Source organism: Falsiroseomonas ponticola, from assembly GCF_016805305.1.
GTDB classification, from domain to species: Bacteria; Pseudomonadota; Alphaproteobacteria; order Acetobacterales; family Acetobacteraceae; genus Falsiroseomonas; species Falsiroseomonas ponticola.
Window position 1 is genome coordinate 411,927 of record NZ_JAERQN010000001.1, and the last position, 24,508, is coordinate 436,434.

Sequence of the window (24,508 nt, forward strand, 5' to 3'; positions counted from 1 at the left end):
GGTCAGGCCTCCCCGGGGCGGGGCGAGAGGAAGGTGGGGGCGGCGGGCTGGCTCGTGCGGCTCGCCGCGATCCGCGCCTCCAGCGACTGCGCGATCCGCGTCAGCGTCCAGCAGACGATGAAGTAGGTGATGGCGAGGATCGCATAGACCTCGAAGGGCTTGATCATCAGCCGGTTGTTGATCTGCCCCGCCGCGAAGGTCAGTTCCGGCACGTTGATGACGTAGCCCAGCGTCGTCTCCTTGATGGTGGAGACGAACTGGCTGAGGATGCTCGGGATGGTGTTGAACAGCGCCTGCGGCAGGATCACCCAGCGCATGGCGCCAAGGTGGCTGTGGCCGAGCGACCGTGCCGCCTCCATCTGCCCCTTCGGCAGGGCCTGGATGCCGCTGCGCACGATCTCGCTGATGAAGGCGGCCTCGTAGATCGTCAGCGTGACCAGCATGGCCAGGAAGCCGGGCACGCTGCGCCCGATCAGGATCGGCAGCAGGAAATAGACCCAGAGGATGATGAGCAGCAGCGGCACGCCGCGCGCCACGTAGATCAGCACGAAGACCGGCCACCGCAGCAGCCGCCAGGGCGACAGGCTGGCCAGCGCCATCAGCACCCCCAGCGGAAAGGCCAGCGCGATGCCGAGTGCCGAAAGGATCAGCGTGGCGACGATGCCGCCGACCGGCCCGTTCGGATACTGCCCGATCAGCAGCAGCAGCCAGTTGTCGCGGACGATGTCGATGATGGTGCCGATCATCGTCATGCCACCGGCCTCATGTGCCGGTTGCGCCGCTCCAGCCAGGCGCCGAAGGCCATCAGCAGCAGCGTGCAGGCCAGGTAGATGACCGTGCCCAGCAGGTAGGATTCGAAGGCGCGGAAGGTGCGGCTCTCGATCTCCTTGATCACATGCGTCACTTCCGACACGCCGATCGCCATGGCCAGGCTGCTGTTCTTGAACAGCGAGACGGTGTGGTTGACGATGGAAGGCCCGGCATTGCGCAGCGCCTGCGGCAGCAGCACCCAGCGCATGGCGCCGATGAAGGAATGGCCCAGCGCGCGCGATGCCTCCCACTGCCCCTTCGGCACGGCGCGGAGGCCGGAGCGGAGGTCCTCGCTGAAATAGGCGGCCTGGCAGAGGCCGAGCGCGATGATGGCGAAGACCGCTTCGCTGTTGTGGTCGGCCAGCCAGAACTGGACATCCGGCGGCAGCAGGCTGGCGATGCCGAAATACCAGAACATCAGCTGCACCAGCGTCGGCACGTTGCGGTGATAGGCGATGTAGGCCGCCACCACGCCTTCCGCGATGCGCGACGGCAGCATGCGGACCGAGAGCAGCAGCGCCGCCAGCCCCATGGCGAGGGTCCAGGACCCGGCGAAGACGACCACCGTCATCAGCAAGCCGTGCAGCAGCATCCGGCTGAATTCGGGGTTGGCGAGGATCGCCATGACGTCGAAGCCGGACATCCGCGCCTCAGCCGCCGGGGGCGGATGGCGGCCTGGCGGTGGAAAGCCCGCCCGGCACCTGCAGCGTCGGCGTGATCTCGATATGCCCGATATTCACCGCGACGGGCGCCGCGATGGCGAAGGCGATGGCGTCCGCCACGTCCTTCGCCTCCGGCAATTCGAAGCCATCCAGGAAGCGCGCCCGCGTCTCCGGCGTGTCGCCATGGACATGGGCGAAGATGTCGGTCGCGATGCGGCCCGGGCAGATCTCCGTCACCCGCACGCGCTTGCCGAAGGCGTCGATGCGCAGCTGGCTGGACAGCATGCTGACCGCCGCCTTGGTGGCGTGGTAGGTGGAATTGCCGCCGAAATTATAAGCCGCCGCGATGGAACTGATGTTGACCACATGGCCGCGATCCCGCGCGACCATGCCCGGCACGACGAGGCGGCAGAGGTGCAGCACCGCCCGCAGGTTCACATCCACCAGCAGGTCGATATCCCCGGCCTCGGCCTCCAGGAACTTGCGCGGGCGATCGACGCCGGCGTTGTTCACCAGGATATCGACCTGCAGGGAAGCCAGCAGCCGCGCGATGGCGTCCCGGTCGCAGACATCGATGGCATGCGCGATGCAGCCGGTTTCCGCGGCCAGCGCGGCCAGCGCGTCGCCGCTCCGCGCCACCGCATGCACCTCCAGCCCCTCCTGCCGGAAGCGGCGGACGACGGCGGCGCCGATGCCGGAGGATGCGCCGGTGACAAGGGCTGTCCGGTAGTCGGGGAATGGCATCGGCCTGCTCCTTCCGGGCTCACGCTAGCCGAGGCGCGATCGGGCCGGCCAAGAGGGTTTCGGTTTGGGGAGATAAGGAACTCTTATCCTCGGCGCGGGAGAGCGGCGCCACCTCTCCCCCTTCCGCCAGGATCGCCCCGCGGATCGCCCGCGCCAGCTCCACCGCGCCGGCGGTATCGCCATGCACCAGGATGGATCGCGCCCGGGCCGGCAGCCGCGCGCCACTGGCGGTGACCACGCAGCCCTCCCGCAGCAGCCGCAGGACGCGGTCCAGCACCTGCGCGCGGTCATGGATCACGGCGCCGGGCAGCCGGCGCGGCACCAGCAGCCCGTCATCGCCATAGGCGCGGTCGGCAAGGAAGCTGATGGCGGCGGGAAGGCCGAGCGTGGCGGCCGCGCCCTCGATCGCGGGGCTGGCGGAGGTGAGGATGGTGAGCCGCGGGTCGAAGGCGGCCACCGCCTCCAGCAGCGGCAGCGCCAGCTCCCGGTCGGCGGCGGCCATGTTGCCCAGCGCGCCGTGGAAACTCATATGCGTCATGCGCGCGCCGAGCGACCGCGCGATGCCGTCCAGCGCGCCCAGCTGGTAGATCACCATCGCCGCCAGCTCCGGGATCTCCACCTGCATCGGCCGGCGGCCGAAGCCCTGGCGATCGGGGAAGCCGACATGCGCGCCGATATCGACGCCGCGCGCCTTCGCCACCGCCACGGTGCGGCGCATGATCGGCGGATCGCCCGCATGGAAGCCGCAGGCCAGGTTGCCGGAGGTGACGACCTCCAGCAGCGCCGCATCGTCGCCCATGGTCCAGGGGCCGAAGCCCTCGCCGAGATCGGCGTTGATGTCGATCCTCATGGCGCATTCCCCGTCATGGCGCATCGCCGGGCGGCAGGGGCCGCAGGCGGAACAGCGTGTCCCCGTAGCCCACCAGCGTGCCGGGCGCGCAGGGGCGGGCGGCCACCAGGCCCGCCTGCGGCGCGCGCACGGGCAGCAGCAGCGCGCCGACCCGCAGGCAGCCGAGATCGTCGCCCGCGGCGACCTCCTCCCCCGTCTCCACCAGGGGCCGGCCCGAAAGGGGATGGCGGTCGAGGAAGAGGCCCGGCGACGCGGCCCGCACCTCGACCAGCGCGGGCCCGGCCGCCGGGGGCGCGGCCCCGCCGCCCGCGCGGCGCAGCAGCAGGGACACGGATGGCCCGGTGAGTTCCAGCTGGTCGATATCCGTCGCCTCCAGCCAGCGGCGAAGGGTGGCGACGAAGGCGTCGTCCGGCGTCATGCGCCGTGCTCCTGCAGGCGCCGCAGCGCCACCAGGCGGCGCGCCTCCGCCAGCCAGCCCCGCGCCTCCTCCAGCGCCGCCACCGCCTCCGCCCAGCTGGTGCGCAGGAAGCGGATGCGGCCGCCGATCGGCGCCTGGCCGAGCCGCCAGAGATCGGCCTCGATCACCGTCGCGATCTTGGGATAGCCGCCGGAGGGCTGGGCATCGCGCATCTGCACGATGGGCTGGCCGCCATGCGGCACCTGCACCACGCCCGGGACGATGCCGTGGGACCGCAATTCCATCGGCGCCAGCGGCTCCAGCGCCGTGCCGGCCAGGCGGAAGCCGTAGCGGTCGCTCTGCGGCGTGACCTTCCAGGGCTGGTTCCAGAAGGCATCCAGCGCGGCGGGCGTGAAGCGGTCATGCTCCGCCGCCGGCAGCGCGCGCATGGCGGGGATGCCATCCACCTCCAGCGGCAGGGCCTGCGCCGGCGGGATCAGGCCGGCATCGATCCCCGCCAGGGCAGTGGCGCCGATGGGCAGCCGGTCCCCCGCCCGCAGCGGCCGCCCCTCATGCCCGCCAAAGGCGCCGCGCAGCTGCGTGGAGCGGGAGCCGAGCACGGCGGGCACGTCGATCCCGCCGGCCACGCAGAGATAGGCGCGGCTCGCCCGCCAGGGGCCGGGCTCCGGCGCGCCGATCTCCAGCACATCCCCGGCCGCCGCCGCCAGCGCCCACCAGGGCATCACCGTCCGCCCGTTCAGCGTGAGCGCGGCATGCGCGCCCGTCACGGCGAAGCGCGCCGCGGCATCGAAGCGCAGGCGCACCGGGAAGACCGGCATCTCGATCGCCGCCGCATCCTCCGCATTGCCCAGCAGGATGTTGCCCGCCGCCAGCGCCATGCCATCCATGGCGCCGGAGACGCCGACACCCCAGCCGAGCGCGCCGTGGCGGCCCGGATCCTGCACGGTGGCCAGCGCGCCGGGCGCCAGGATCTCGATCATCGCAGCACCCGCGCGATGCGGAAGCGGATGCTGTCGCCGGGCTGCAGCAGCGTGGGCGGCATGCGGCCCAGATCGAAGAAGACCATGCCGGTGGACCCGATGGTGTTCCAGCCGCTCGGCCCCGGAGAGGCCGAGACGCCGGTCTGCGCGCCGCCGATGGACACCGCGCCGCCCGGGATGCGCAGCACCGGCGTGCGGCGGCGCGGCGTCGCGATGCGCGGATCCATGCCGCCGAGGTAGCAGTAGCCGGGATGGCTGCCGACGGCGAAGACGGGGTAGGTGGGCGCGGCGTGGATCTCCGCGATCTGCTCCGGCGTCAGCGCGGTATGGGCGACGACATCGGCCATGTGCGGCCCGCCCTCGCCGCCATAGACCACGGGCAGTTCCACGCAGCGCCCTTCCAGCGGCAGCGGTTCGATGGCCTGCCAGGCCTGGCGCAGCCGCGCGGCCAGCGGCGCCCAGTCCCGCGGCGGGCGCGCGAAGGTGACCATGACGTTGTTCATGCCGGGCACGGCCTCCCCCACCTCCGGCCAGGCGGCGGCTTCCCGCGCCAGCGCCCAGATGCGGCGCTGCGCCTCCAGCGTCGTCTCGCCCGGCGCCTCGAACAGCAGCGCGGTGGTGCCGAGGAGGCTGAGCTGCGGATCGTCGCTCATCCCGCCGCCATCAGCCGTTCGAGGTGGTGGATATCGACGCCGCCGGCGATGAAGGCCGGGTCGGCGACGATGCGCCGGTGCAGATCCAGATTGGTGCTGATGCCGCCGACCCGCATCTCCGCCAGCGCGACGCGCAGCCGCGCCAGCGCCTCCGCCCGGCTGTCGCCATGCACGACCAGCTTGGCGAGCAGCGAGTCGTAATGCGCCGGCATCCGGTAGCCCGCGGCGACATGGGTATCCACGCGGATGCCCGGCCCGCCCGGGGCGGACCAGGCGGTGACCAGCCCGGGCGAGGGCGCGAAGCTCACGGGATCCTCCGCATTGATGCGGCATTCGATGGCGTGGCCGCGGCAGGCGATGTCGCCCTGCCCGATCGGCAGGCTATCCCCCATCGCGACGCGCAGCTGCAGCTGCACCAGGTCGAGGCCCGCCGTCATCTCCGTCACGGGATGCTCCACCTGCAGCCGCGTGTTCATCTCGATGAAGTGGAAGGCGCCATCCTCGACCAGGAATTCGAAGGTGCCGACGCCGCGATAGCCGATGCGGCGGCAGGCCTCCACGCAGGCCGCGCCGATGCGGGCGACGAGGTCCGGGGCCAGCCCCGGCGCCGGCGCCTCCTCCACCACCTTCTGGTGGCGGCGCTGCAGCGAACAGTCCCGGCTGCCGAGCCAGAGCGCGCCGCCCTGCGCATCCGCGATCACCTGGATCTCGACATGCCTGGGCCCGCCGAGGAACTTCTCGACATAGACGGTGCCGTCGCCGAAGGCGCGGCGCGCTTCCTCCCGCGTCACCGCCAGCGCATCGGCAAGGCCGGCCTCGCCGGTGACGACGCGCATGCCGCGCCCGCCCCCGCCGCCCGCGGCCTTCAGGATGACGGGATAGCCGATCGCCGCGGCCGCCCGCCGCGCTTCCGCCGCATCGCCGGACAGCGCCTCCTCCCCGCCCGGCACGCAGGGCACGCCGGCCTCCCGCATCGCGCGCTTGGCGGCGATCTTGTCGCCCATCAGGCGGATGCTGCCGGGGCGCGGGCCGATGAAGACGAGGCCCGCCTCCTCCACCCGCGCCGCGAAGCCGGCATTCTCCGACAGGAAGCCGTAGCCCGGATGGATCGCGCCCGCCCCGCTGGCCCGCGCGGCGAACAGGATCGCCGCCTGGTCGAGGTAGCTGCGCGAAGCGGGCGCCGGGCCGATGCAGACCGCGGCATCGGCCAGCGCGACATGCGGCAGGTCCCTGTCCGCCTCGGAGAAGACGGCGACGGTCCTCAGCCCCAGCGCCTTGCAGGCGCGCTGCACGCGCAGCGCGATCTCCCCGCGATTGGCGATCAGGACCGTGTCGAACATCCCGCTCACCCGAGGCGCATGAGCGGCTGGCCGAGCTCGACCTCCTCGCCGGAGGCGACGAGGATGGCGGCGATGGTGCCGCCGCGCTCGGCGCGGACCTGCAGGAAGGTCTTCATCGCCTCCACCACGCAGATCACCGCGCCGGCGGCGATGGTGGAACCCGGGGCCACGAAATCGGCCTCGCCGGGCGAGGGGCGGAGATAGACGATCCCCGCCATGGGCGAACGGATCTCGGCCGGGGCCGCGGCGCGCGGCCGGGTGCGCGGCGCGGCCGGGGCGGGCGCCGCCGCCCCTGGCGAAGCCCCGTCGCGCAGCAGGCGCAGCGTCCAGCCATCCTTGCCGGCCACCATCTCCGAGAGGTCGGACGCCGCCATGGCATCGATGAAGGTCTTGATCTGGAGGAGGTCCATGCGCCGCCGGTCAGCCATCGGGGCGGCAGGCTATCGTCGCCCCGCCGCGGCTGGCCAAGACGGTTTGGGTTTAGCGCAATAAGACCTGCTTATGGTGCGGGCCAGGCCTCGCCCATCGCGCCCTGGGCGCGGGCCTCGATCAGCTCCTGCACGATCAGCTTCACGGTCTGCGCGGGCTCCGACAGCGGAAGATGGTCGGACAGGCAGAGCGCGAGCGGCGCCTCGATCACCGGCTTCACCAGCCGGCGCTGCCAGGCGGCGCAGGAGGCCACGACCTGCCGCGCCATCGATTCCGGCAGGATGGTCGCGCCCAGCCCCTCCGCGATCACCTGCTTCAGCGTGCTGTCGGATTCGATCTCCGCCACCACGCGGGGCGTCATGCCATGGGCGGCGAAGGCCTCGTCCACCATGCGCCGGACCACGTTGTAGGGACGGGCGAGGAAGAGATCGACCTCCGCCAGCTCCGGCACCGGCACGTCGCCGGCCGGGGCGGGCATGCTGTCCGGCGCGACGACGCAGAGCCTCTCCTTCAGCAGCGGCTCGAAGCTCAGCCCGTGCACCGAAGCCTTGCCGCCATACAGCATGGCGAAATCCATGCGCCCGTTCATGACCAGTTCCGACAGCGTGCTGCCATAGGTCTCGTTCAGGTAGAGCACGATGCCGGGATGCCGGGCGCGCACCGTGCGCAGCAGCGGCAGCGCGAAGCCCGCCGCCGCCGTGCCGGGCGCCAGGCCGACGGAGACCGCGCCGGACAGCCCCTGCACCGCCGCCCGCATGTCCACCCGCGCCTGGTCGCATTGCCGCAGGATGATCTGCGCGTGGCGATACAGCACGCGCCCGGCCTCGGTCGGCACCACGCCGCGCTTGGTGCGCGTCAGCAGCGTCTGCCGCGCCTCGCTCTCCAGCGTCGCGAGCTGCTGGCTGAGCGCGGGCTGGGCGATGTGCAGCACATTGGCGGCGCGGGTCAGGCTGCCGGTATCGACGATCTTCACGAAATACTGCAGCCGCCGCAGGTTCACGCCGCCACCCGCATCTCGAACGCCATAAGATTCCGCTATAAGGCCAGCGTGAAGTCCTTTTGGCCAGGGGTTTCCGCCGGGGCTAGCGTCCGGCCCCCATGCCCTGAGGAGCGCCCCACCCCGATGTCCGCCGCCGAGCCCCGCATCGCCGACCGGGTGCGCCGCATCAAGCCATCGCCGAGTTCCGCCGCGGCCGACCGCGCGGGCGCGCTGCGGCGCGAAGGCCGCAGCATCGTCAGCCTGGTGGTGGGGGAGCCCGATTTCGACACGCCCGCGCCCATCCGCCGCGCGGCGGCCGAGGCGATGGAGCGCGGCGCGACGCGCTACACCATGCTCGCCGGCACGCCCGAGCTGCGCCAGGCCATCGCCGCCAAGCTGAAGCGGGAGAACGGGCTGGACTACGACCCTCGCGACATCGTCGTCACCAATGGCTGCAAGAGCGCGATCTACAGCGCCTGGGAAGCGACGCTGGAGCCGGGCGACGAGGTCATCATCCCCGCGCCCTACTGGGTGTCCTACCCCGACATGGCGCTGGCCTGCGGCGGCACGCCCATCTGCCTTCCCTGCCCCGAAGGCCAGGGCTTCAAGCTGGCGCCGGCGCAGCTGGCCGCGGCGATCACGCCGCGCACGCGCTGGCTCGTCCTCAATTCCCCCGGCAACCCGACCGGCGCGACCTATTCGCCGGCCGAATGGCGCGCGCTGGCCGATGTGCTGCGCGGCCATCCGCGCGTGCTGGTGATGACGGACGACATCTACGAACACATCCGCTTCGGGGCCGAGGGCCCGGCGCCGCACCTGCTGGCCGCCGCGCCGGAACTGCGCGACCGCACGCTGGCCATCAACGGCGTCTCCAAGACCTATGCGATGACGGGCTGGCGCATCGGCTGGGCGGCCGGCCCGCGCGACATCGTGGATGCGCTGGCCACCCTGCTCTCCCAGGCCGCCGGCAATGCCTGCTCCGTCAGCCAGGCGGCGGCGGTGGAGGCGCTGAACGGCGACCAGTCCTTCGTCGCCGCCAGCGTCGCCACCTATCGCGCGCGGCGGGACCGCATGGCGGCGCGCATCAACGCCATCCCCGGCCTGCGCTGCACGCCGCCGGAGGGTGCCTTCTACCTCTACGTCGATTGCGCCGGCCTGATCGGGCGGCAGACGCCGGAAGGCCGGGTGCTCACCAGCGACCACGACGTGGTCATGCACCTGCTGGAGAGCGTCGGCGTCGCGCTGGTGCCCGGCGCCGCCTACGGGCTCTCGCCCTATTTCCGGCTGTCGATCGCGGCGTCGGCCGACATCCTCGACGAAGGCGCGGACCGCATCGCCCGCGCCGTCGCCGCGCTGCGCTGAGGCGCCTCAGAAGGCCAGCTGCACCTTCATCGCGCGGGCGCGGTCGCCCGCCAGGTCGAAGGCGCGCCGCGCCTCCGCCACCGGCACCACCTCCGTCAGCAGGGGCGCGACATCGATGCGCCCCGCGCCCAGCGCCTCCACCGCCCAGCGGAATTCCTCGTGGAAGCGGAAGGTGCCGCGCAGCGTGATCTCCTTCGCCACCAGCGCGTTCACGGGCAGCGGCACCTCGCCGCCCAGGCCGAGCTGCACGATGGTGGCGCCCGGCCGGGCCGCGGCGATGGCGCCCGCCAGCGCGGCGCCGGCGCCCGATGCCTCGAACACCACGTCGAAATACCCCTTGTCGGCGCCGTAGCGATCGAGCGCCGCCGGATCGGCGCGCAGGTCCAGCGCCGCATCCGCGCCCAGCCGCCGCGCGATGACGAGCGGCGCGGGCGACAGGTCCGTGCACACCACCTCCCGCGCCCCGGCATGGCGGGCGACGAGGATCGCGAGCGCGCCGATCGGCCCCGTGCCCGTCACCAGCACGCGGCTTCCCATCAGCGGCCCCGCCTGGCGCGCGGCATGCAGGCAGACCGCCAGCGGTTCCGCGAAGGCGGCGCGGGCCAGGTCCATGCCGGGCGGCAGCGCCACGGCCTGCGCCTCCTCGCAGACCAGCACCTCCCGGAACGCGCCCTGCACATGCGGGAAGCGCATCGCCGATCCGTAGAAGCGCATGTCGAGGCAGTGGTTCGGCTTGCCTTCCAGGCAGTAGCGGCAGGCGCCGCAGGGCAGGGAGGGGCTGACCGCCACGCGGTCGCCCGGCTTCACCGTGGTGACGTCGCGCCCGGTCTCCAGCACCTCGCCCGCCACCTCATGCCCCAGCACCATCGGCTCCCGCAGCCGCACCGTGCCGAAGCCGCCATGGTGGTAGTAGTGCAGGTCGGACCCGCAGATGCCGCCGGCGCGGATGCGCACCGCCACCTGGCGCGGCCCCGGCGCGGCGGGCGGCGCCGCTTCCTCCACCCGCAGATCGTGCGGACCATGGATGATGACGGCCTTCATGCTCTCTCTCCCTCGGGCCACCGGCACCGGCGGCGCCCGGGCGGAGACATGCGCCAGCCGCGTCGCCCGCGCCAGGGTGCCGGCCGTTCAGTCACGCCAGGGCTTGCGGGCCCACAGCGCGCGCAGCGCCGCATCCTGTTCCAGGAACAGCGCCTGCTGCGCCGCCGCCGTCATCGGGCGCAGCGGCAGGTTCACCCGCTCCGCCGCCGCGATCCAGTCGGGGTCCGCATTGGCGGCGGCGACGGCGGCGCGCAGCGTGTCGCGGATCTCGGCCGGCAGGTTCGGCGGCGCCACCAGGCCGCGCGTCGATCCCTGTTCCACCGCGAAGCCCTGCTCATGCATCGTCGGCACATCGGCCGTGCCGGACCAGCGCTGCGGCCCGCCCTGCGCCAGCGCGCGCAGCGACCCGTCCCGCAGCAGGGACTGCCCCTCGCTCATGTTGAAGGAGCCGACATCGATGCTGCGCGACAGCAGGTTGGTGATGATGGGCGGCGTGCCGTTGAACGGCACATGGGAGAATTCGACGCCGGCCACCCCCTGCAGCCCCAGCATGATCAGGTGGTCGTCGCTGCCCGCCCCGGCGGTGCCGACCGTGACCTGCCCCGGCCGCTGCCGCGCCGCCGCCACCAGGTCCGCCACGCTCCGGATCGCGCTGTCCGCCCGCACCCAGAGGCCGCAGGGATCCTCGATGACGTTGCCGAGGAAGGTGAAGTCCTGCACGCGGTAGCGCACCGCGCGTTCGATCGGCAGCACGATGGAATTGGGCGCCTGCGCGGCGCCGATGGTGAAGCCATCCGGCGCCGCCTGGGCCACGCCCTCGAAGGCCAGCTGCCCGCCCGCGGCGGGGCGGTTGATGATGACGAAGCTGGCCCCCGGCAGGCGGCGCGCCACGAAGGGCAGCACCGTGCGCGCCAGCATGTCCATGCCGCCGCCCGGCGGGCCGGAGACGAGGACCTGGATCGGCCGCTCCGCCGGCCAGGCGGCATGCGCGACGCGGGGCGCCGCGAGCGCGACAAGGGTCGCGGCCAGGATGGGCCTGCGCTTCATGGGCACTTCCTCCTCCGGCCTTGTGGTCGGCCCGGTGCCCGCATCCTGGAGCAATATGCGTTCAGATGGAATCATCTGAACGCATTTCTTGCTCTGGATTCAATGACTACTGGAGCACGAGCTGCGTTCATTCGAACGCAGCGTGCTCCAGGGTCTGTCAGGCGCGGGTAGAAGCGCCTGACGGACCCCGGCCTTCCGTCTTGTCGCGCGGTTCACGCCCTTCGGCGATTCCGCCTCGGGCGATCGCACCCCAGGCACCGGGCGCCAGCCGCCGCAACGCCGCGGGGTGCCCCCGCCTCACGCGCCCGGGTCGTAGTCCAGCGCCGGCGCGTCCTGCCAGCCCGCGGGGGCCGCGGCCCAGTCGGCCGGCGCTTCCTCCGCGAACATCGCCGCGGCATCGGCGGCGGAGACCCCCTCGGCCTCCCCCGCTTCCAGCAGGAAGGCATGGCCCCTGGCCGCGCCCGCCGGCGCCACGAACAGGATGCCACCCTCGGCCAGCGCATCGGCCAGCACCGCGCGCAGCTCCTCCGGCGCCAGGCTCGCCACCCCATCGGCGATGCCGATCGCGACGGCGCCATCCTCCTGCCCCACCAGCAGGGCGCTGCCCTGGCCGATCCCGGCCAGGTGGCCGGCGATGGCGGCCAGCAGCGCCTCCTTCACCGGCGGGTCCTCCCCGTCCTGCTCCTCCTCGTCCTCGTCCTCCTGCCCGTCATCCGGGATGGCGAGCTTGGCGCGGCGCAACAGGTCCAGCGCCCGAGCCAGCGGCACGGGCAGCGATGCCTCCCCGCCGCCCGCGGCCTCCGCCACCAGCGCCTCCCAGCGATCGAGGCGCGCGACCGCCTCCTCATCCGCCGGCGGTTCCTCATCGGACAGGAAGGGCAGGTTCAGGCCCACCAGGCAGACATCGCGGTCGAGCGGCGTGGCGGGGGGCAGGGAGGGTTCGACGCCATTCGCCAGCGCCTCCGCCAGGTCGCGCAGGTCGGAGGGGCGGAGCCGCGCCATGGTCGCGGTCGCGATGAAGCGCGGCGCCAGGACCAGATGCGCGAAGGCCGGGTCGATCGCCACCGCCATCAGCGCCTCCGCCAGCGTCGCGGGCACCGCGGAATCGCGCGGATCCTCGCCGCTGCGCATCACCGGGCTGACGAAGACCGGCGCCAGCCCTTCCTCCCCCGCCTCGCCCATCAGGGCCATCGCGGCCGCGAAGTCGATCTCCCGGCGCGCATGGGCGAAATCCTCGGGCTCCAGCATGCCCTCCAGCGGGCCGAGCGCGCCGTCCAGGCGCTGGGCCAGCAGCTCCTCCGTCAGCTCCTCGATCTCGTCCTCCGGCGCCTCCGGGTCGGTCGCCCAGCGCGCGATGCGCGCGGCCAGCGTCCGGCCGGTGGCCGGCTTGCGCGGCGCCTGGCGCAGATCCGCGGCCCGCAGGCCGAGCGCGCGCAGCGCCGCATCGCCGTGCAGGCGGTCGGCGGGCTCCCCGGGATATTCGGACAGGTCCGCCCCCTCCCCCCGCGCCGCCAGCCAGGCGCGCATCGGCTCCGCCCGCAGCCGGTGCACGGCGATGTCGAAGCCGTGCCGGTGCGCCGCGCGCGCCAGGGTGCGGGCGATGCGCGCATGCCCGGCATTGTCGGTGCGGTGGGCCGCGGGATGCGCCAGGCGGAAGGCCTCCTCATCCGCGTAGAGGATGACGGGCAGCTCGTCCCGCCCCGCCTGGTAGGCCAGGTCGAGCGTGGCCGTCACGGCGGCGACGATCGCCTCCGCCTTCTCGATCTCGGAGCTGGACATGGAGGGCGCGGTTCCTCGGTTGCGGCCGCGCAAGCGCGCGGCGTCTGTGCTGGGGCGCGCGCGGCGCCCGCGGCACGGTGTGCCCCGGCCCCGGCCCGTGCGCAGCGATTACGGCAGATGGCGCGGGGCGGATAGGGGCGCGGGCCCCTCAGCGCATGCCGGCGACCTGGGTGCGCTCCATCGACCGCACCAGCGCGGACCACCAGTTGCGGTACCACTCCCCGGTCGGGTGCACGCCGTCATGGGATTCGTAGGTGCAGCGCGCTTCCCGCCCGCGGTTGATGGCGGGCAGGTGGCGCAGCGCGTCATCCGCCTGGTTCACGCGGCGCGCCAGCACGCGGTCCAGCGCCGTGCTGCCCTGTTCCAGCTGGGCGTCGCGGTTGAAGCAGCCCGGCGTCGCCCAGATGATGCGCGCGGCCGGCCAGCGTTCCATCACCGCGCTGATCTGGCGAAGGTACTGGTCCGCCTCCTCGTTCCGCATGCCGCGCAGGTCATTGGTGCCGAAGACCAGCACCAGGCGGCGGGCGCAGCGGGGTTCCTGCTGGCGCAGCCAGGTGATGCCGGCGCCGTTGCGGGCGATCACCTCGAACCCCTGGGCCTGGGCGAAGGGGGCCATGCCGACGGCCAGGCTGTCGCCCAGCAGCACGTCGGGGCAGCCATTCTGCGCGGCGGCAGGCGCGGGGGCGGCCATCAGCCAGCCCAGCAGCGGCAGCAGCAGGGCCCAGCGGCCGCGGGGAACACGGCCCCGCGCGATTCTGCCGTCCAGCCCAGGGCGCGTCCGCATGCGCATGCTTCGCCATCACCTCCTGCGATCGCCGGCGCATGTGGCGCCGGGGTTGCTACCATGGCGTTAACCCGATGGGGTCGTGCCGTTGGGGCCAGGGCCCCGCCCGCGTGCCGGCGGGGCCGGGGCGCGGAACCCCTGCGGGCCCTGTTGGCGCGCGGCAGGGGGGAACCCGCCGGAAGGCGGGGGCGGGGGCATAACCCGGCCGGCGCAGCGCGCCAACCCCCGAAAGGGTTTCGTCAGGAATCACGAAAATGATGGCGCCGGGGCACCTGTTCGCGGTATGTTCGGTCTGCCACCCCCGCGGGCTGCGCGCCCCGCCACCACCCCAAAGCCACCCCAAGCGTCGGGCAGGCACGCGAAAAACGGTGCTAAAGGCGTCTAATCGGCATAATCGGGCTAAAGGGGTTAGCGACTTTATTGTCACACCCGGCCGCGCCCGCCGCCCGCTTGCGCCGCGCCCGGCCCCGCGCCCATATCCCATGCATGGACCTCGACTTCACGGATGCGGAGCTTCGCCGCTACTCCCGGCACATCCTGCTGGAGGAAGTGGGCGCCATCGGCCAGTCGCGGCTGCGATCGGCCCGCGTGCTGCTGGTGGGCGCGGGCGGGCTCGGCTCGCCGCTCGCGCTCTACCTGGCCGCGGCCGGGGTCGGCACCCTCGGCATCATCGATGATGACCGGCTGGAACTGTCGAACCTCCAGCGCCAGGTCGCCCACGTCACCGCCCGGATCGGCCGCAACAAGGCCGACAGCGCGGCGGAGACGATCGGCGCCCTGAACCCGGAGGTGAAGGTGGAGGTCCATGCCCGGCGGCTGGATGCCGCCTGGGCGTGGGAGAATGTGCCGAAATACGACCTAGTCTGCGACGGCACCGACAATTTCGCCACCCGCTTCCTGCTGGGCGATGCCTGCCACCTGCTCGGCCGGCCGCTGGTCTCCGCCGCCGTGCTGCGGTTCGAGGGCCAGCTCTCCGTCTTCAAGTCCCATCTCGGCGCGCCGCACCCCTGCCACCGCTGCCTGCACCCGGAACCGCCGCCGGAGGGGCTGGTGCCCACCTGTTCGGAGGCCGGCGTGCTCGGCGCCGTCACCGGCGTGATGGGCACCTTGCAGGCGACGGAGGCGCTGAAGCTCATCCTCGGCATCGGGGAGGATCTGTCGGGCCGGCTGCTGCTGTGGGATGCGCTGGATGCGCGCTTCCGCACCGTGAAGCTGCGGCGCGACCCCGCCTGCGCCCTGTGCGGGGACGCCGCGACCATCCACGACCTCTCGGCCCATGCCGAGACCACAGCCCCGGCCTGCGCGATTTGACCCAGCCCCTCGGCATCCTGCTGCGGCACGGCGACCATGAGGCCGCGCATTACGCGCTGGTGCTGGCGACGGGCGCCGCGGCGGTGGGGCGAGAGGTGACGCTCTTCGCCACCAATGGCGGCTGCCGCCTGTTCCTGGCCACCGCGCCTTTGGTGGAGGAGGCGCGGGAGGCCCTGCTGGCATCCCGCGGCGTCGCGGGCATCGCGCCGCTGATGGAGGCCGCGCGGGACCTCGGCATCCGCCTCATCGCCTGCGAGGCCGGATTGAAGGCGGAAGGGTTGGCCGCCGCCTCCCTGGCGCCGGGGGTGGAGGTGGAGGGCGTCGTCACCTTCCTGGCCGCGGTCGGGCCGGGGCAGATCGTCAGCCTTTAGTCGCCTTGACCCCCATCCCGCGCCGGGCGAAGCCTGTGCGCCTGGGAAACGGGGGGTTCGGCATGGTCCGCATCGGCATCTGTGGCATCGCCGGCCGCATGGGGCGGCTGCTGGCGGAGGAAGCCGTGCTGGCCGGCGCGACGCTCGCCGGCGGCATCGACCGACCCGGCGCCGATCCCGCCGGCCTGCCCGCGCCCCTGCTGCCGGATGCCGGCGCGCTGTTCGCCGCCAGCGACGTGGTGATCGACTTCACCCATGCCTCCGCCGCCGCCGGCCATGCCGCCGCCGCCGCCGCCGCGGGCCGCGCCTATGTGCTGGGCACCACCGGCCTGACCCTGGAGGAGGAGGCCGCCGTCGCCGCCGCCGCCCGCTCCGCACCCGTCTGCTACGCCGCCAACTACTCCACCGGCGTGAACCTGGTGCTGGCCATCGCGGAACGCATGGGGGCCACCCTGCCGCCGGAGCAGTACGACGCCGAGATCCTGGAGATGCACCACCGCCAGAAGGTGGACGCCCCGTCGGGCACCGCCATCGCCATGGGCCGCGCCGTCGCCAAGGGCCGGGGAAAGACGCTGGAGGAGGTGGGGATCGACTCCGGCCGGGATGGCCATACCGGCGCCCGCAAGACCGGCCCGATCGGCTTCGCCGCGCTGCGCGGCGGCCAGGTGGTGGGGGAGCATACCCTGCTGTTCGCCAGCGGGACGGAGCAGATCGCCCTGACCCATCGCAGCTTCGACCGGCGTTCCTACGCCACGGGCGCGATCCGCGCGGCGCTCTGGCTGCATGGCAGGCCGAACGGCCTCTATTCCATGATGGACGTGCTCGGCATCCGGTGACGGCCCGGCGCTGGGACGCCGCCGCGCTGGTCGCGCGGGGCGGCGGCGTCGCCTGGCACCTGACGAGCCCGGCCGCCCTGCCCCTGATCCGCCGCCACGGCCTGCTGAGCGCCGAGGCGCTGGTCGCGCTGTTCGAGGTGCCGGCGCCCGAGGCGGCCCTGCTGCTGGAAGCCAACCGCGCCGGCTTCGCCACGCTGCGCCACCCCCTGCATGGGGTGGTAGAACTCCGCCGCCAGAAGATGCCGGATGGCGCCCTGGCGGGCGCGCTGGCGGGCAGCGGGACCAGCCCGGCGGCGTGGCGCCGCCACGTCAACGGCCATGTCTTCTTCTGGCTGGACCGGCGGCGGGTGGAGGGGCTGCGCGCCGCGGACCCCGCCCGCCCGCAGCTGGCGCTGCGGATCGACCTCCGCCTGCTGCTGGCCCGCCATGGCGACGCGGCCCGGTTGACGCCGATGAACACCGGCGCCGTCCGCCACCCCGGCCACCGGCGCAGCCTGGCGGATTGGCACGCGGTCGGGGCCTATGCGGACCCGCGCGGCAGGCCGCCCGTGGAGCTCGCCATCCCCGGCGCCGTGCCGGATGTGGAGGGCCTGCTGCTGGACCCCTGGCCTCAACCCTGACGCGATCGAAACCCAACGCGAGGGCCCTCCTGCCTTGACCCCGCCATCTTGCACTGCGATACGCGCCCGTCCCGGATCCGCCGGGCCAATCTTGCCAGGCCGGGGCGATCCGGCTCTCCCGCGACAAGAGGCCGAACCAAGCCATGCGCGATAAGGGCGAATACCTTTTCACGTCTGAAAGCGTCTCCGAAGGCCATCCGGACAAGGTGGCGGACCGCATCTCGGACACCGTGCTCGACGCCTACCTCTCGGCCGATCCCTATTCCCGCGTGGCCTGCGAGACGCTCTGCACCACCAACCGGGTGGTCCTGGCGGGCGAGACGCGCGGCCCCGGCAGCGTGACGCCGGAGCTGCTGATCCACCTGGCCCGCATGGCGATCCATGACATCGGCTACGAGCAGGACGGCTTCCACTGGAAGAACGCCCAGATCGAATGCCACCTGCATGCCCAGTCCGCGCATATCGCGCAGGGCGTGGACGCCGCCGGCAACAAGGACGAAGGCGCCGGCGACCAGGGCATCATGTTCGGCTATGCGTGCCGCGAGACGCCGGAGCTGATGCCCGCGCCGCTCTACTACGCGCACCTGATCCTGCGCCGCGTGAGCGAGCTGCGCCGCGCCGGCGACGTCTCCGTCAAGGGCCTGCTGCCGGACGCCAAGTCCCAGGTCACGCTGCGCTACGTCGATGGCAAGCCGGTGGGCGCCACCTCCATCGTCGTCTCGACGCAGCATGAGGAGCATCTGGACCAGGCCGAGATCAAGCGCATCCTGCGCCCGATCGTCGAGAGCAGCCTGCCCAAGGGCTGGATGTGCCCGGACAACGAGTTCTACGTGAACCCGACCGGCACCTTCGTCATCGGCGGGCCGGATGGCGACTGCGGCCTGACGGGCCGCAAGATCATCGTGGACACCTATGGCGGCGCGGCGCCCCATGGCGGCGGCGCCTTCTCGGGCAAGGACCCGACCAAGGTGGACCGCTCGGCCGCCTATGCGGCGCGCTATGTCGCGAAGAACGTCGTGGCCTCGGGCCTCGCGGATCGCTGCACCATCCAGGTCTCCTACGCCATCGGCGTGTCCAAGCCGCTCTCGGTCTATTTCGACCTGCACGGCACGGGCAAGGATGTGGACGAGACGAAGCTGGCCAAGGTGATCGACGGCATGGTGAACCTCTCCCCGCGCGGGATCCGGGAGCACCTGCACCTGAACCGCCCGATCTACGTCCCGACCTCGGCCTATGGCCATTTCGGCCGTACGCCGGATGCGGAGAAGGGCACCTTCACCTGGGAGAAGACGGACCTCGCCGACGAGATCCGCCGCGCCTTCGGCCGCTGATTCCAGGCTTTGCTTGACTTGGGGGCGGTGGGCGCAGGCCCGCCGCCCCCTTTTTCGTTCCGGGAAGATCGATGACCGCCGACCGTCCGCCCCTCGCCGAGGGCGTGCCCGACCGCCTCTATGGCCGCCGCCGCGGCCACCCGCTGCGGCCGCGCCAGCAGCGCCTGCTGGACGTGACCCTGCCGCGGCTGCGCCTTTCCGCCGAGCAGGCGCGGGACCCGCTCTCGGCCTTCGGCATGCCGGGCGCGAAGCTCTGGCTGGAAGTGGGCTTCGGCGGCGGGGAGCACGCGCTGGAACAGGTCGCCGCCCATCCCGAGGTCGCCTACATCGCCTCCGAGGTGTTCGAGAACGGCCTCTGCTCCCTGCTGACGCGGCTGGTGGCGGAGGGGGAGGAGGCGACCGGCGCGCTGCCCGCCAATCTCCGCCTCTGGCCGACCGATGCCCGGCACCTGGTGCAGGCGCTGCCGGAGGGGTCGCTCGACAGGCTGATGCTGATGTTCCCGGACCCCTGGCCCAAGTCGCGCCACGCCAAGCGCCGCTTCGTGCACCCGGAGCTGCTGGCTCTCGTCGCCCGCGCGCTGCGGCCCGGCGGCGAATGGCGCATCGCCAGCGACGACCCGACCTACCAGGCCTGGGTGGAGGAAGTCTTCGCGAATACCACCCTCTTCACCCAGGCCGAGCGGCATGCGGCGGAGCGCCCGGCGGGCTGGCCCGGCACGCGGTACGAGGCGAAGGCAAGGCGGGAAGGCCGGCAACCCATCTGGTGGATCTTCCGCAAGGCCTGATCCCGCCCAGCGCGCCAGATCGCGATTGTGTGATTGTATATTTCACGCTATCGTGAGGTCCTCGATGTTCGGGGCCCCACGCCATGCTGCCGCTGCCCGCCAATGACCTGCGCCCGCGCCGCCTGCGCCGCCCGGAGGATTTCGCCGGCGAGCGCGGCGGCTATGCCCCCTGGTGCGGCCCGACCGCCGTCGCGACCGCCGCGGGCCTCGACTATGCCAGCGCCTGCGCGCTGCTCGCCCGCGTGGCGCCGGACCGCTACCCGCCGGGGCGGGAGGTGGTGACGGCCTGGTGGCGCGACCTGGTCGGCGCGCTGGACCTGGCAGGCGTGCCCGCCGAGCCGCGCCCGGTGGAGGGCCGCAAGACCCTGACCCGCGCGGTGCGGGAGGGCCTGCCCGAGGGCTGGTGGCTGGCCCGCGTCACCGGGCATTTCTGCCTGGTCGAGGTCGCCCGCGGCGGCGCCCGCGTCTTCGACAACCGCCTGCATGGGGAGAAGCTCTCCCCCCGCGCCCATGGCCGCCGGCGCGTGACCCACCTGGCCCGGGTGCCGACGCCGCCCGGCGCGGAGTAGGGCGCGCCCCAGCCGATGGTTCCGATCCAGCACCGGATGTCGTAGGGAGTCGTCGGCAGACACGGGCGGAGGGTGCATGTCTCGGCTGATGGCGATGGTGATCCTGGCTGACCGGGCCGCCCGCATTCCGGCCGATCGCCTCCTCGCCACGCTGGGCCCGGCCCGGGCCAGCCTGCTGGGCGATGGGGCGCAGGCGGCCGGCGAGCGGATGCTGCTGCGGCTGGATGGCCGGATCTTCGTCATCATGAGGATTGATCGCCCGGTGCCGGACGGCTCCATTGAGGCCGCGGCGGCGCAGGCCTATTGGTGGCCGGAAGCGGGCCAGGCGATCCGGCGCCAGGCCGCGCACCTCATCGTCGCGCCGATGGCCTCGGCCGACGCCACGGCGGTCGCCGAATCGGTCGCCATGGCCCGATCGCTGACGGCTCTGCTCGCCACGCTGGTCGCGACGATGCCCAGCGCGATCGCGGTGCACTGGTCGGCCTCCGAGGTCCTGCAACCTGCTTCTGGCATGGCGGAGTTGGCGCGGGAGACGCTGCCCCTCTCGCTCTGGCTCGATGTCCGGCTGGTGCCTGGGACGGGCCAGGCCGTGGGCATCGCGGTGCGGGGGCTGGATGCCTTCGTCGGGCGGGACCTGGTGATGGAGCCGACCGTGGCGCTGCCGCCGGCCACGCTCGCGCGGCGCGCGATCGACATCGCGGCCTATCTCCTCAATGCCGGCCCGGTGTTCCAGGACGGGGACACGGCGGGGATCAGCCCGACGGAGCGCATCCGCGTGCGCTTCGGCACCTGGCCCGGCCTGCCGGCGCCGGTCTATCGGCTGACGCTGGAACAGGCGGATGCGGGCAGGCCGGGCGCGGGGCGGCGGTGAGCGGAACGCCGTCCTCGGCCGCCCGCGCCGTCCTGCGCGCGCTTCTGGCCATCGCACCGGCATTCACGGCGGGGGCGCAGGCGCAATCCGCGGTCGAGCCGCAACGGGCCGAAGAGCGGCGCGATATGAGCGACGCCGCCGCCATCACGGCCTGTGGCGGCCGGGCGGAACGGCGCGGCCGGACCCTCGCGATCCGGACCGACCAGCCACATTTGCCGCCGGAGGCGCGCTGGAAGGAGTTCGTCGATCTGGTGGACCAGGATGGCGAGCCCCTCATCGCGCCGCGACTGGTGCTATGCGAGGTCGCCCGGCGATACGCGCTGGTCCGGGTGTTCCAGCCTGAGCTGGATGAACTGTTCCTGGTGGACTGGCTGAGCGGCCGGCATTTCGCCGTGAACAACGCGAATTTCTTCTTCCGCCACGGCGACCGGGCCTTCATCGTCGTGGAGCGCCCCGTCGATGGGGGGCCGGCCGCCGGCATCCAGTATATCCAGCACAGCCCAGGCCATGGATGGCAGCCGGTGTGGCGCTTCGTCTCCGGCGCGCAGGCGCAGGAATTTCTTGGCTGGGTGAATGACGAGGCGTTCCGCATGCGCTTCGTCTGGTCAGAGACGGGCCACGGCCCGGGCGGAGGGAACACCCTCCTGTTCCGCATCCAGCCGATCGGCTTCAGCGCCGTCATCGACTGACGCTGGCGGTCGGCATGCCGCCGCGCTTGCAGCCGCCACGGCCCGGGTCTATATGGCAATCGAGAGATCGCTTTCCGACGAGACCGGGAGGTGGCCCCGAAACGGGCCGCCTTTTTTGTTGGCCGCTTCCTGTGGCCCCGGGCGCGTCGGCCTGGAACGCGCAATGGACGACGACCTTCCGCATCATGAGGGCCTGGAGGCCCGGATCGCCACGGCGATCCTGCCGACGCTGGGGCAGCTCGGCTATGAACTCGTGCGGGTTCAGGTCAGCGGCAAGGAACGGCCGGTGGTGCAGATCATGGCCGACCGGGCCGACCAGGCGCCCTTCACCGTCGATGACTGCGAGACGATCAGCCATTCCGTCGGCGCCGTGCTGGACGTGGAAGACCCGATCAAGGGCGAATGGATGCTGGAAGTGTCCTCCGCCGGCATCGACCGCCCGCTGACCCGCGCCAAGGACTGGAACCGCTTCGCCGGCCACCTGGCGACCGTCGAGCTGGTCGTGCCGCAGGACGGCCGCAAGCGCTTCCGCGGCATCGCGCTGGGCGCGGATGCGGACAGCGCGCGGCTGCGGCTGGAGGATGGCACGCAGCTCGACCTGCCGCGCGGCAATATCCGCCGCGCCAAGCTGGTGCTGACCGACGAACTGATCGCGGCCACCGCCGTGCCGGCCGATGACGCCGGCGCGGAGGAGGCCACTGACGAGGCCGCCGGGGCGCCCCCCCGCGGCCGCAAACCCAAGAGGAACTGACGCCATGGCGATGGATGTCGCGATCGCGCGCCCGGAACTCCTGCAGGTGGCCGATGCGGTCGCGCGGGAGAAGATGATCGAGCGCGACGAGGTGCTCGAGGCGATGGAGCAGGCCATCCAGAAGGCCGGCCGCGCCAAATACGGGCATGAGAAGGACATCCGCGCCACCATCGACCGCAAGAGCGGGGAGGTCCGCCTCTCCCGCTGGACGGAGGTGGTGGAAGCCGAGCCCGTGGAGAACGAGGCGACGCAGCTCTCCTTCCGCATCGCCCAGAAGATCAAGCCCGGCATCCAGGTCGGCGAATTCATCGTCGATCCGCTGCCGCCGATCGATTTCGGCCGCATCGCCGCGCAGACCGCCAAGCAGGTGATCGTGCAGCGCGTGCGCGAGGTGGAGCGCAGCAAGCAATACCACGAGTACAAGGACCGCGTCGGCGAGATCATCAACGGCGTCGTCAAGCGCACCGAATACGGGAACCTGATGGTCGATCTCGGCCGCGCGGAGGCCCTGCTGCGCCGCGACGAGACCATCCCGCGCGAAGCCTTCCGGAACGGCGACCGCGTCCGCGCCTATATCTACGACGTGCGGGAGGAACCGCGCGGCCCGCAGATCTTCCTCAGCCGCACCCATCCCGGCTTCCTCGCAAAACTCTTCGCCCAGGAAGTGCCGGAAATCTATGACGGCATCATCGAGATCAAGGCGGTGGCGCGCGACCCGGGCTCCCGCGCCAAGATGGCCGTGATCTCCCGCGACAGCTCCATCGACCCCGTCGGCGCCTGCGTCGGCATGCGGGGCTCCCGCGTGCAGGCCGTGGTGCAGGAGCTGCAGGGCGAGAAGATCGACATCATCCCCTGGTCGCAGGACCAGGCGACCTTCATCGTCAACGCCCTCGCCCCCGCCGAGGTCACCAAGGTGGTGCTGGACGACGATGCGCGGCGCGTGGAAGTCGTGGTGCCGGACGACCAGCTCAGCCTGGCCATCGGCCGCCGCGGCCAGAATGTCCGCCTCGCCTCCCAGCTCACGCGCTATGACGTGGACATCCTGACGGAGGCCGAGGAGAGCGAGCGCCGGCAGGAGGATTTCCGCAAGCGCTCCGGCCTCTTCGTCGAAGGCCTCGACGTGGACGATGTGATCGCCGGCCTGCTGGTGACCGAGGGCTTCGGCTCCATCGAGGACATCATCAACGTCGATGACGAGGAACTCGCGGGCATCGAGGGCTTCGACGAGAATGTCGCGGCGGAGCTGAAGCGCCGCGCGCAGGCCTTCCTCGACAAGCGCGACCTTGAACTGGACGAGAAGCGTCGCGAGATGGGGGTGGAGGACGCGGTCGCCGAGGTCGGCGGCTTCTCCCCCGCCATGCTGGTGGCGCTGGGCGAGAAGGGCGTGAAGTCGCTCGATGACCTGGCCGATTTGGCGGGCGACGAGCTGATCGAGATCCTGGGCGCGGATGCGGTGGATGAGGAGACGGCGAATGCCGTGATCCTCGCCGCGCGGCAATCCGCGGGCTGGTTCGGCGATGAGGATGTGGTCGGCGCGCTTGCCGCCCAGGCGGAAGCCGAGGGGGCCGAGGGCGATGACCAGGGCACGGAAGAAGGCGCCGGCGAGGACGCCGCGGATGGGGAGCAGGGCGACGAGCGCAACGCCTGACACGCCGCGGCACCCGGCCGGAACCGGCGCCCCGGCGATGCTGGCCGAGGACCAGGCCGCCTTCCCGGCGGCCGGGCCCGGCGATCCGGGCGATGACATGGAGGAGCCCGAGAAGGGCCCTCTGCGCCGTTGCCTGGTGACGCGGGAGCGTCTGGCGAAGGAGGCGATGCTGCGCTTCGTGCTCTCGCCCGACCGCCTGGTGGTCTGCGACCTGGCCGGGCGCCTGCCGGGCCGGGGAATGTGGTTGAGCGCGAAGGCCGATGTGATAGAACGTGCCGCGACCCGTGGGGCCTTTGCCAAGGCATCGCGCGGTTCGGTGCACGTGCCCCCTGACCTTCGCGCGCGGATCGAGGACGGCCTACGGGGGCGCGTCCGCGACCTCATCGGCTTCGCCCGTCGCGCCGGGCAGGCTGTCAGTGGCTGGCAGGCGGCGCGGGAATGGTTGCAGGCCGGACATGCCGGCCTGGTGGTCCAGGCTTCCGATGGCAGCCTGGCGGAGCGGGAACGGCTCCTCGGCCTGCGGCGCGTCGCTTCGGTGGCGCCGCTGACGGCGGCGGAGCTGGGGGCGCTGTTCGGACGGGACCGGGCAGTGCATGTTGTGATCGCGCCAGGGAAGCTGGCGGACGGAATCGCGGTGGAAGCCGCACGGCTCGCGGGCGTTGCCGCCGCGGGGCCAAGACAGGGGGACGCGCCGGGCGCGCCGCCCGAGGCAACGGACCCCCCGGCCGAGGCCGGGGACTGAATACCGCGCCCCGGTTCGCCGGGGCGGGGACCGACTTCACCCGCGCTTGCGCGGACTGCACAGGGTGCCGCGTTCAACACGCGGCGAGACATGACGGACGAGAGAT

General features: G+C 72.6%; 27 protein-coding genes. 13 read left to right on the forward strand and 14 right to left on the reverse strand.

Annotation, left to right across the window (positions count from 1 at the left end):
- Positions 1-2: 2 nt before the first annotated feature.
- The 10 genes from JJI54_RS01965 to nac form a co-directional block, all read right to left on the reverse strand.
- On the reverse strand, positions 3-752 hold the full coding sequence (locus JJI54_RS01965; protein WP_203070420.1) for an amino acid ABC transporter permease: 750 nt from the start codon (positions 750-752) through the stop codon (positions 3-5).
- Positions 749-1,453: an amino acid ABC transporter permease gene (locus tag JJI54_RS01970; protein WP_203070422.1), complete on the reverse strand. Its 705-nt coding sequence runs from the start codon at positions 1,451-1,453 to the stop codon at positions 749-751. The genes JJI54_RS01965 and JJI54_RS01970 overlap by 4 nt, the downstream gene beginning before the upstream one ends.
- A gap of 7 nt (positions 1,454-1,460) precedes the next feature.
- Positions 1,461-2,216 (reverse strand): SDR family oxidoreductase, encoded by a 756-nt coding sequence (locus JJI54_RS01975; RefSeq protein WP_203070424.1) that lies wholly within the window; start codon positions 2,214-2,216, stop codon positions 1,461-1,463.
- A gap of 19 nt (positions 2,217-2,235) precedes the next feature.
- Complete coding sequence (locus JJI54_RS01980) at positions 2,236-3,066, reverse strand: LamB/YcsF family protein (RefSeq protein WP_203070426.1); 831 nt, start codon at positions 3,064-3,066, stop codon at positions 2,236-2,238.
- A 13-nt stretch (positions 3,067-3,079) separates the two neighbouring features.
- Positions 3,080-3,484 (reverse strand): acetyl-CoA carboxylase biotin carboxyl carrier protein subunit, encoded by a 405-nt coding sequence (locus JJI54_RS01985; RefSeq protein WP_203070428.1) that lies wholly within the window; start codon positions 3,482-3,484, stop codon positions 3,080-3,082.
- Positions 3,481-4,464, reverse strand: coding sequence for a 5-oxoprolinase subunit C family protein (locus JJI54_RS01990; RefSeq protein ID WP_203070431.1), 984 nt, complete (start codon positions 4,462-4,464; stop codon positions 3,481-3,483). The genes JJI54_RS01985 and JJI54_RS01990 overlap by 4 nt, the downstream gene beginning before the upstream one ends.
- Entirely contained in the window at positions 4,461-5,117 is a 657-nt protein-coding gene (gene pxpB / locus JJI54_RS01995; RefSeq protein ID WP_203070432.1) for a 5-oxoprolinase subunit PxpB, read from the reverse strand. The genes JJI54_RS01990 and pxpB overlap by 4 nt, the downstream gene beginning before the upstream one ends.
- Positions 5,114-6,457 carry an acetyl-CoA carboxylase biotin carboxylase subunit gene (accC, locus tag JJI54_RS02000; protein ID WP_203070433.1) on the reverse strand — a complete coding sequence of 448 codons (1,344 nt, stop codon included), beginning with the start codon at positions 6,455-6,457 and terminating at the stop codon, positions 5,114-5,116. The genes pxpB and accC overlap by 4 nt, the downstream gene beginning before the upstream one ends.
- A gap of 5 nt (positions 6,458-6,462) precedes the next feature.
- A complete protein-coding gene (locus tag JJI54_RS02005; RefSeq protein ID WP_203070434.1) occupies positions 6,463-6,867 on the reverse strand; it encodes an acetyl-CoA carboxylase biotin carboxyl carrier protein in 405 nt (134 codons plus the stop codon).
- An 89-nt stretch (positions 6,868-6,956) separates the two neighbouring features.
- A complete protein-coding gene (gene nac, locus JJI54_RS02010; protein ID WP_203070436.1) occupies positions 6,957-7,886 on the reverse strand; it encodes a nitrogen assimilation transcriptional regulator NAC in 930 nt (309 codons plus the stop codon).
- A gap of 123 nt (positions 7,887-8,009) precedes the next feature.
- On the opposite strand from nac, the gene JJI54_RS02015 reads away from it, so the two are divergent.
- Positions 8,010-9,227, forward strand: coding sequence for an aspartate transaminase (locus JJI54_RS02015; protein WP_203070438.1), 1,218 nt, complete (start codon positions 8,010-8,012; stop codon positions 9,225-9,227).
- A gap of 6 nt (positions 9,228-9,233) precedes the next feature.
- On the opposite strand, the gene JJI54_RS02020 is transcribed toward JJI54_RS02015, so the two are convergent.
- The 4 genes from JJI54_RS02020 to JJI54_RS02035 all read right to left on the reverse strand — a co-directional run bounded on the left by JJI54_RS02020 (position 9,234) and on the right by JJI54_RS02035 (position 13,878).
- A complete protein-coding gene (locus JJI54_RS02020; RefSeq protein WP_203070440.1) occupies positions 9,234-10,268 on the reverse strand; it encodes an L-idonate 5-dehydrogenase in 1,035 nt (344 codons plus the stop codon).
- An 87-nt stretch (positions 10,269-10,355) separates the two neighbouring features.
- Complete coding sequence (locus JJI54_RS02025; protein ID WP_203070442.1) at positions 10,356-11,315, reverse strand: tripartite tricarboxylate transporter substrate binding protein; 960 nt, start codon at positions 11,313-11,315, stop codon at positions 10,356-10,358.
- A gap of 297 nt (positions 11,316-11,612) precedes the next feature.
- On the reverse strand, positions 11,613-13,094 hold the full coding sequence (locus JJI54_RS02030; protein ID WP_203070444.1) for a hypothetical protein: 1,482 nt from the start codon (positions 13,092-13,094) through the stop codon (positions 11,613-11,615).
- Between the two features lie 148 nt (positions 13,095-13,242).
- Positions 13,243-13,878, reverse strand: a complete 636-nt coding sequence (locus JJI54_RS02035) for an SGNH/GDSL hydrolase family protein (RefSeq protein WP_203070446.1) — start codon at positions 13,876-13,878, stop codon at positions 13,243-13,245.
- Positions 13,879-14,364: 486 nt separating this feature from the next.
- Between JJI54_RS02035 and JJI54_RS02040 the strand changes: the two genes are divergently transcribed.
- From JJI54_RS02040 to JJI54_RS02095, 12 genes are all read left to right on the forward strand, one after another.
- On the forward strand, positions 14,365-15,189 hold the full coding sequence (locus JJI54_RS02040; RefSeq protein ID WP_203070448.1) for a HesA/MoeB/ThiF family protein: 825 nt from the start codon (positions 14,365-14,367) through the stop codon (positions 15,187-15,189).
- Positions 15,186-15,560 carry a DsrE family protein gene (locus JJI54_RS02045; RefSeq protein ID WP_203070450.1) on the forward strand — a complete coding sequence of 125 codons (375 nt, stop codon included), beginning with the start codon at positions 15,186-15,188 and terminating at the stop codon, positions 15,558-15,560. Before JJI54_RS02040 ends, JJI54_RS02045 begins: the two co-directional genes overlap by 4 nt.
- Before the next feature lie 62 nt (positions 15,561-15,622).
- A complete protein-coding gene (dapB, locus tag JJI54_RS02050) occupies positions 15,623-16,396 on the forward strand; it encodes a 4-hydroxy-tetrahydrodipicolinate reductase (RefSeq protein WP_203070452.1) in 774 nt (257 codons plus the stop codon).
- Positions 16,393-17,016 carry a DUF7002 family protein gene (locus tag JJI54_RS02055; RefSeq protein WP_203070454.1) on the forward strand — a complete coding sequence of 208 codons (624 nt, stop codon included), beginning with the start codon at positions 16,393-16,395 and terminating at the stop codon, positions 17,014-17,016. Before dapB ends, JJI54_RS02055 begins: the two co-directional genes overlap by 4 nt.
- Positions 17,017-17,159: 143 nt before the next feature.
- Positions 17,160-18,347, forward strand: coding sequence for a methionine adenosyltransferase (gene metK, locus JJI54_RS02060; protein ID WP_203070456.1), 1,188 nt, complete (start codon positions 17,160-17,162; stop codon positions 18,345-18,347).
- Positions 18,348-18,418: 71 nt separating this feature from the next.
- On the forward strand, positions 18,419-19,132 hold the full coding sequence (gene trmB, locus JJI54_RS02065; RefSeq protein WP_203070458.1) for a tRNA (guanine(46)-N(7))-methyltransferase TrmB: 714 nt from the start codon (positions 18,419-18,421) through the stop codon (positions 19,130-19,132).
- Positions 19,133-19,215: 83 nt separating this feature from the next.
- Positions 19,216-19,701 carry a hypothetical protein gene (locus JJI54_RS02070; protein WP_203070461.1) on the forward strand — a complete coding sequence of 162 codons (486 nt, stop codon included), beginning with the start codon at positions 19,216-19,218 and terminating at the stop codon, positions 19,699-19,701.
- A gap of 76 nt (positions 19,702-19,777) precedes the next feature.
- Entirely contained in the window at positions 19,778-20,572 is a 795-nt protein-coding gene (locus JJI54_RS02075) for a DUF4261 domain-containing protein (protein ID WP_203070463.1), read from the forward strand.
- 125 nt (positions 20,573-20,697) lie between these two features.
- Positions 20,698-21,261 carry a hypothetical protein gene (locus tag JJI54_RS02080; RefSeq protein WP_203070465.1) on the forward strand — a complete coding sequence of 188 codons (564 nt, stop codon included), beginning with the start codon at positions 20,698-20,700 and terminating at the stop codon, positions 21,259-21,261.
- A 163-nt stretch (positions 21,262-21,424) separates the two neighbouring features.
- A complete protein-coding gene (rimP, locus tag JJI54_RS02085) occupies positions 21,425-22,012 on the forward strand; it encodes a ribosome maturation factor RimP (RefSeq protein WP_203070467.1) in 588 nt (195 codons plus the stop codon).
- Positions 22,013-22,022: 10 nt separating this feature from the next.
- Positions 22,023-23,660, forward strand: a complete 1,638-nt coding sequence (gene nusA / locus JJI54_RS02090) for a transcription termination factor NusA (RefSeq protein ID WP_203072290.1) — start codon at positions 22,023-22,025, stop codon at positions 23,658-23,660.
- Positions 23,661-23,697: 37 nt separating this feature from the next.
- Positions 23,698-24,402, forward strand: a complete 705-nt coding sequence (locus JJI54_RS02095) for an RNA-binding protein (RefSeq protein ID WP_226381341.1) — start codon at positions 23,698-23,700, stop codon at positions 24,400-24,402.
- Positions 24,403-24,508: the final 106 nt, after the last annotated feature.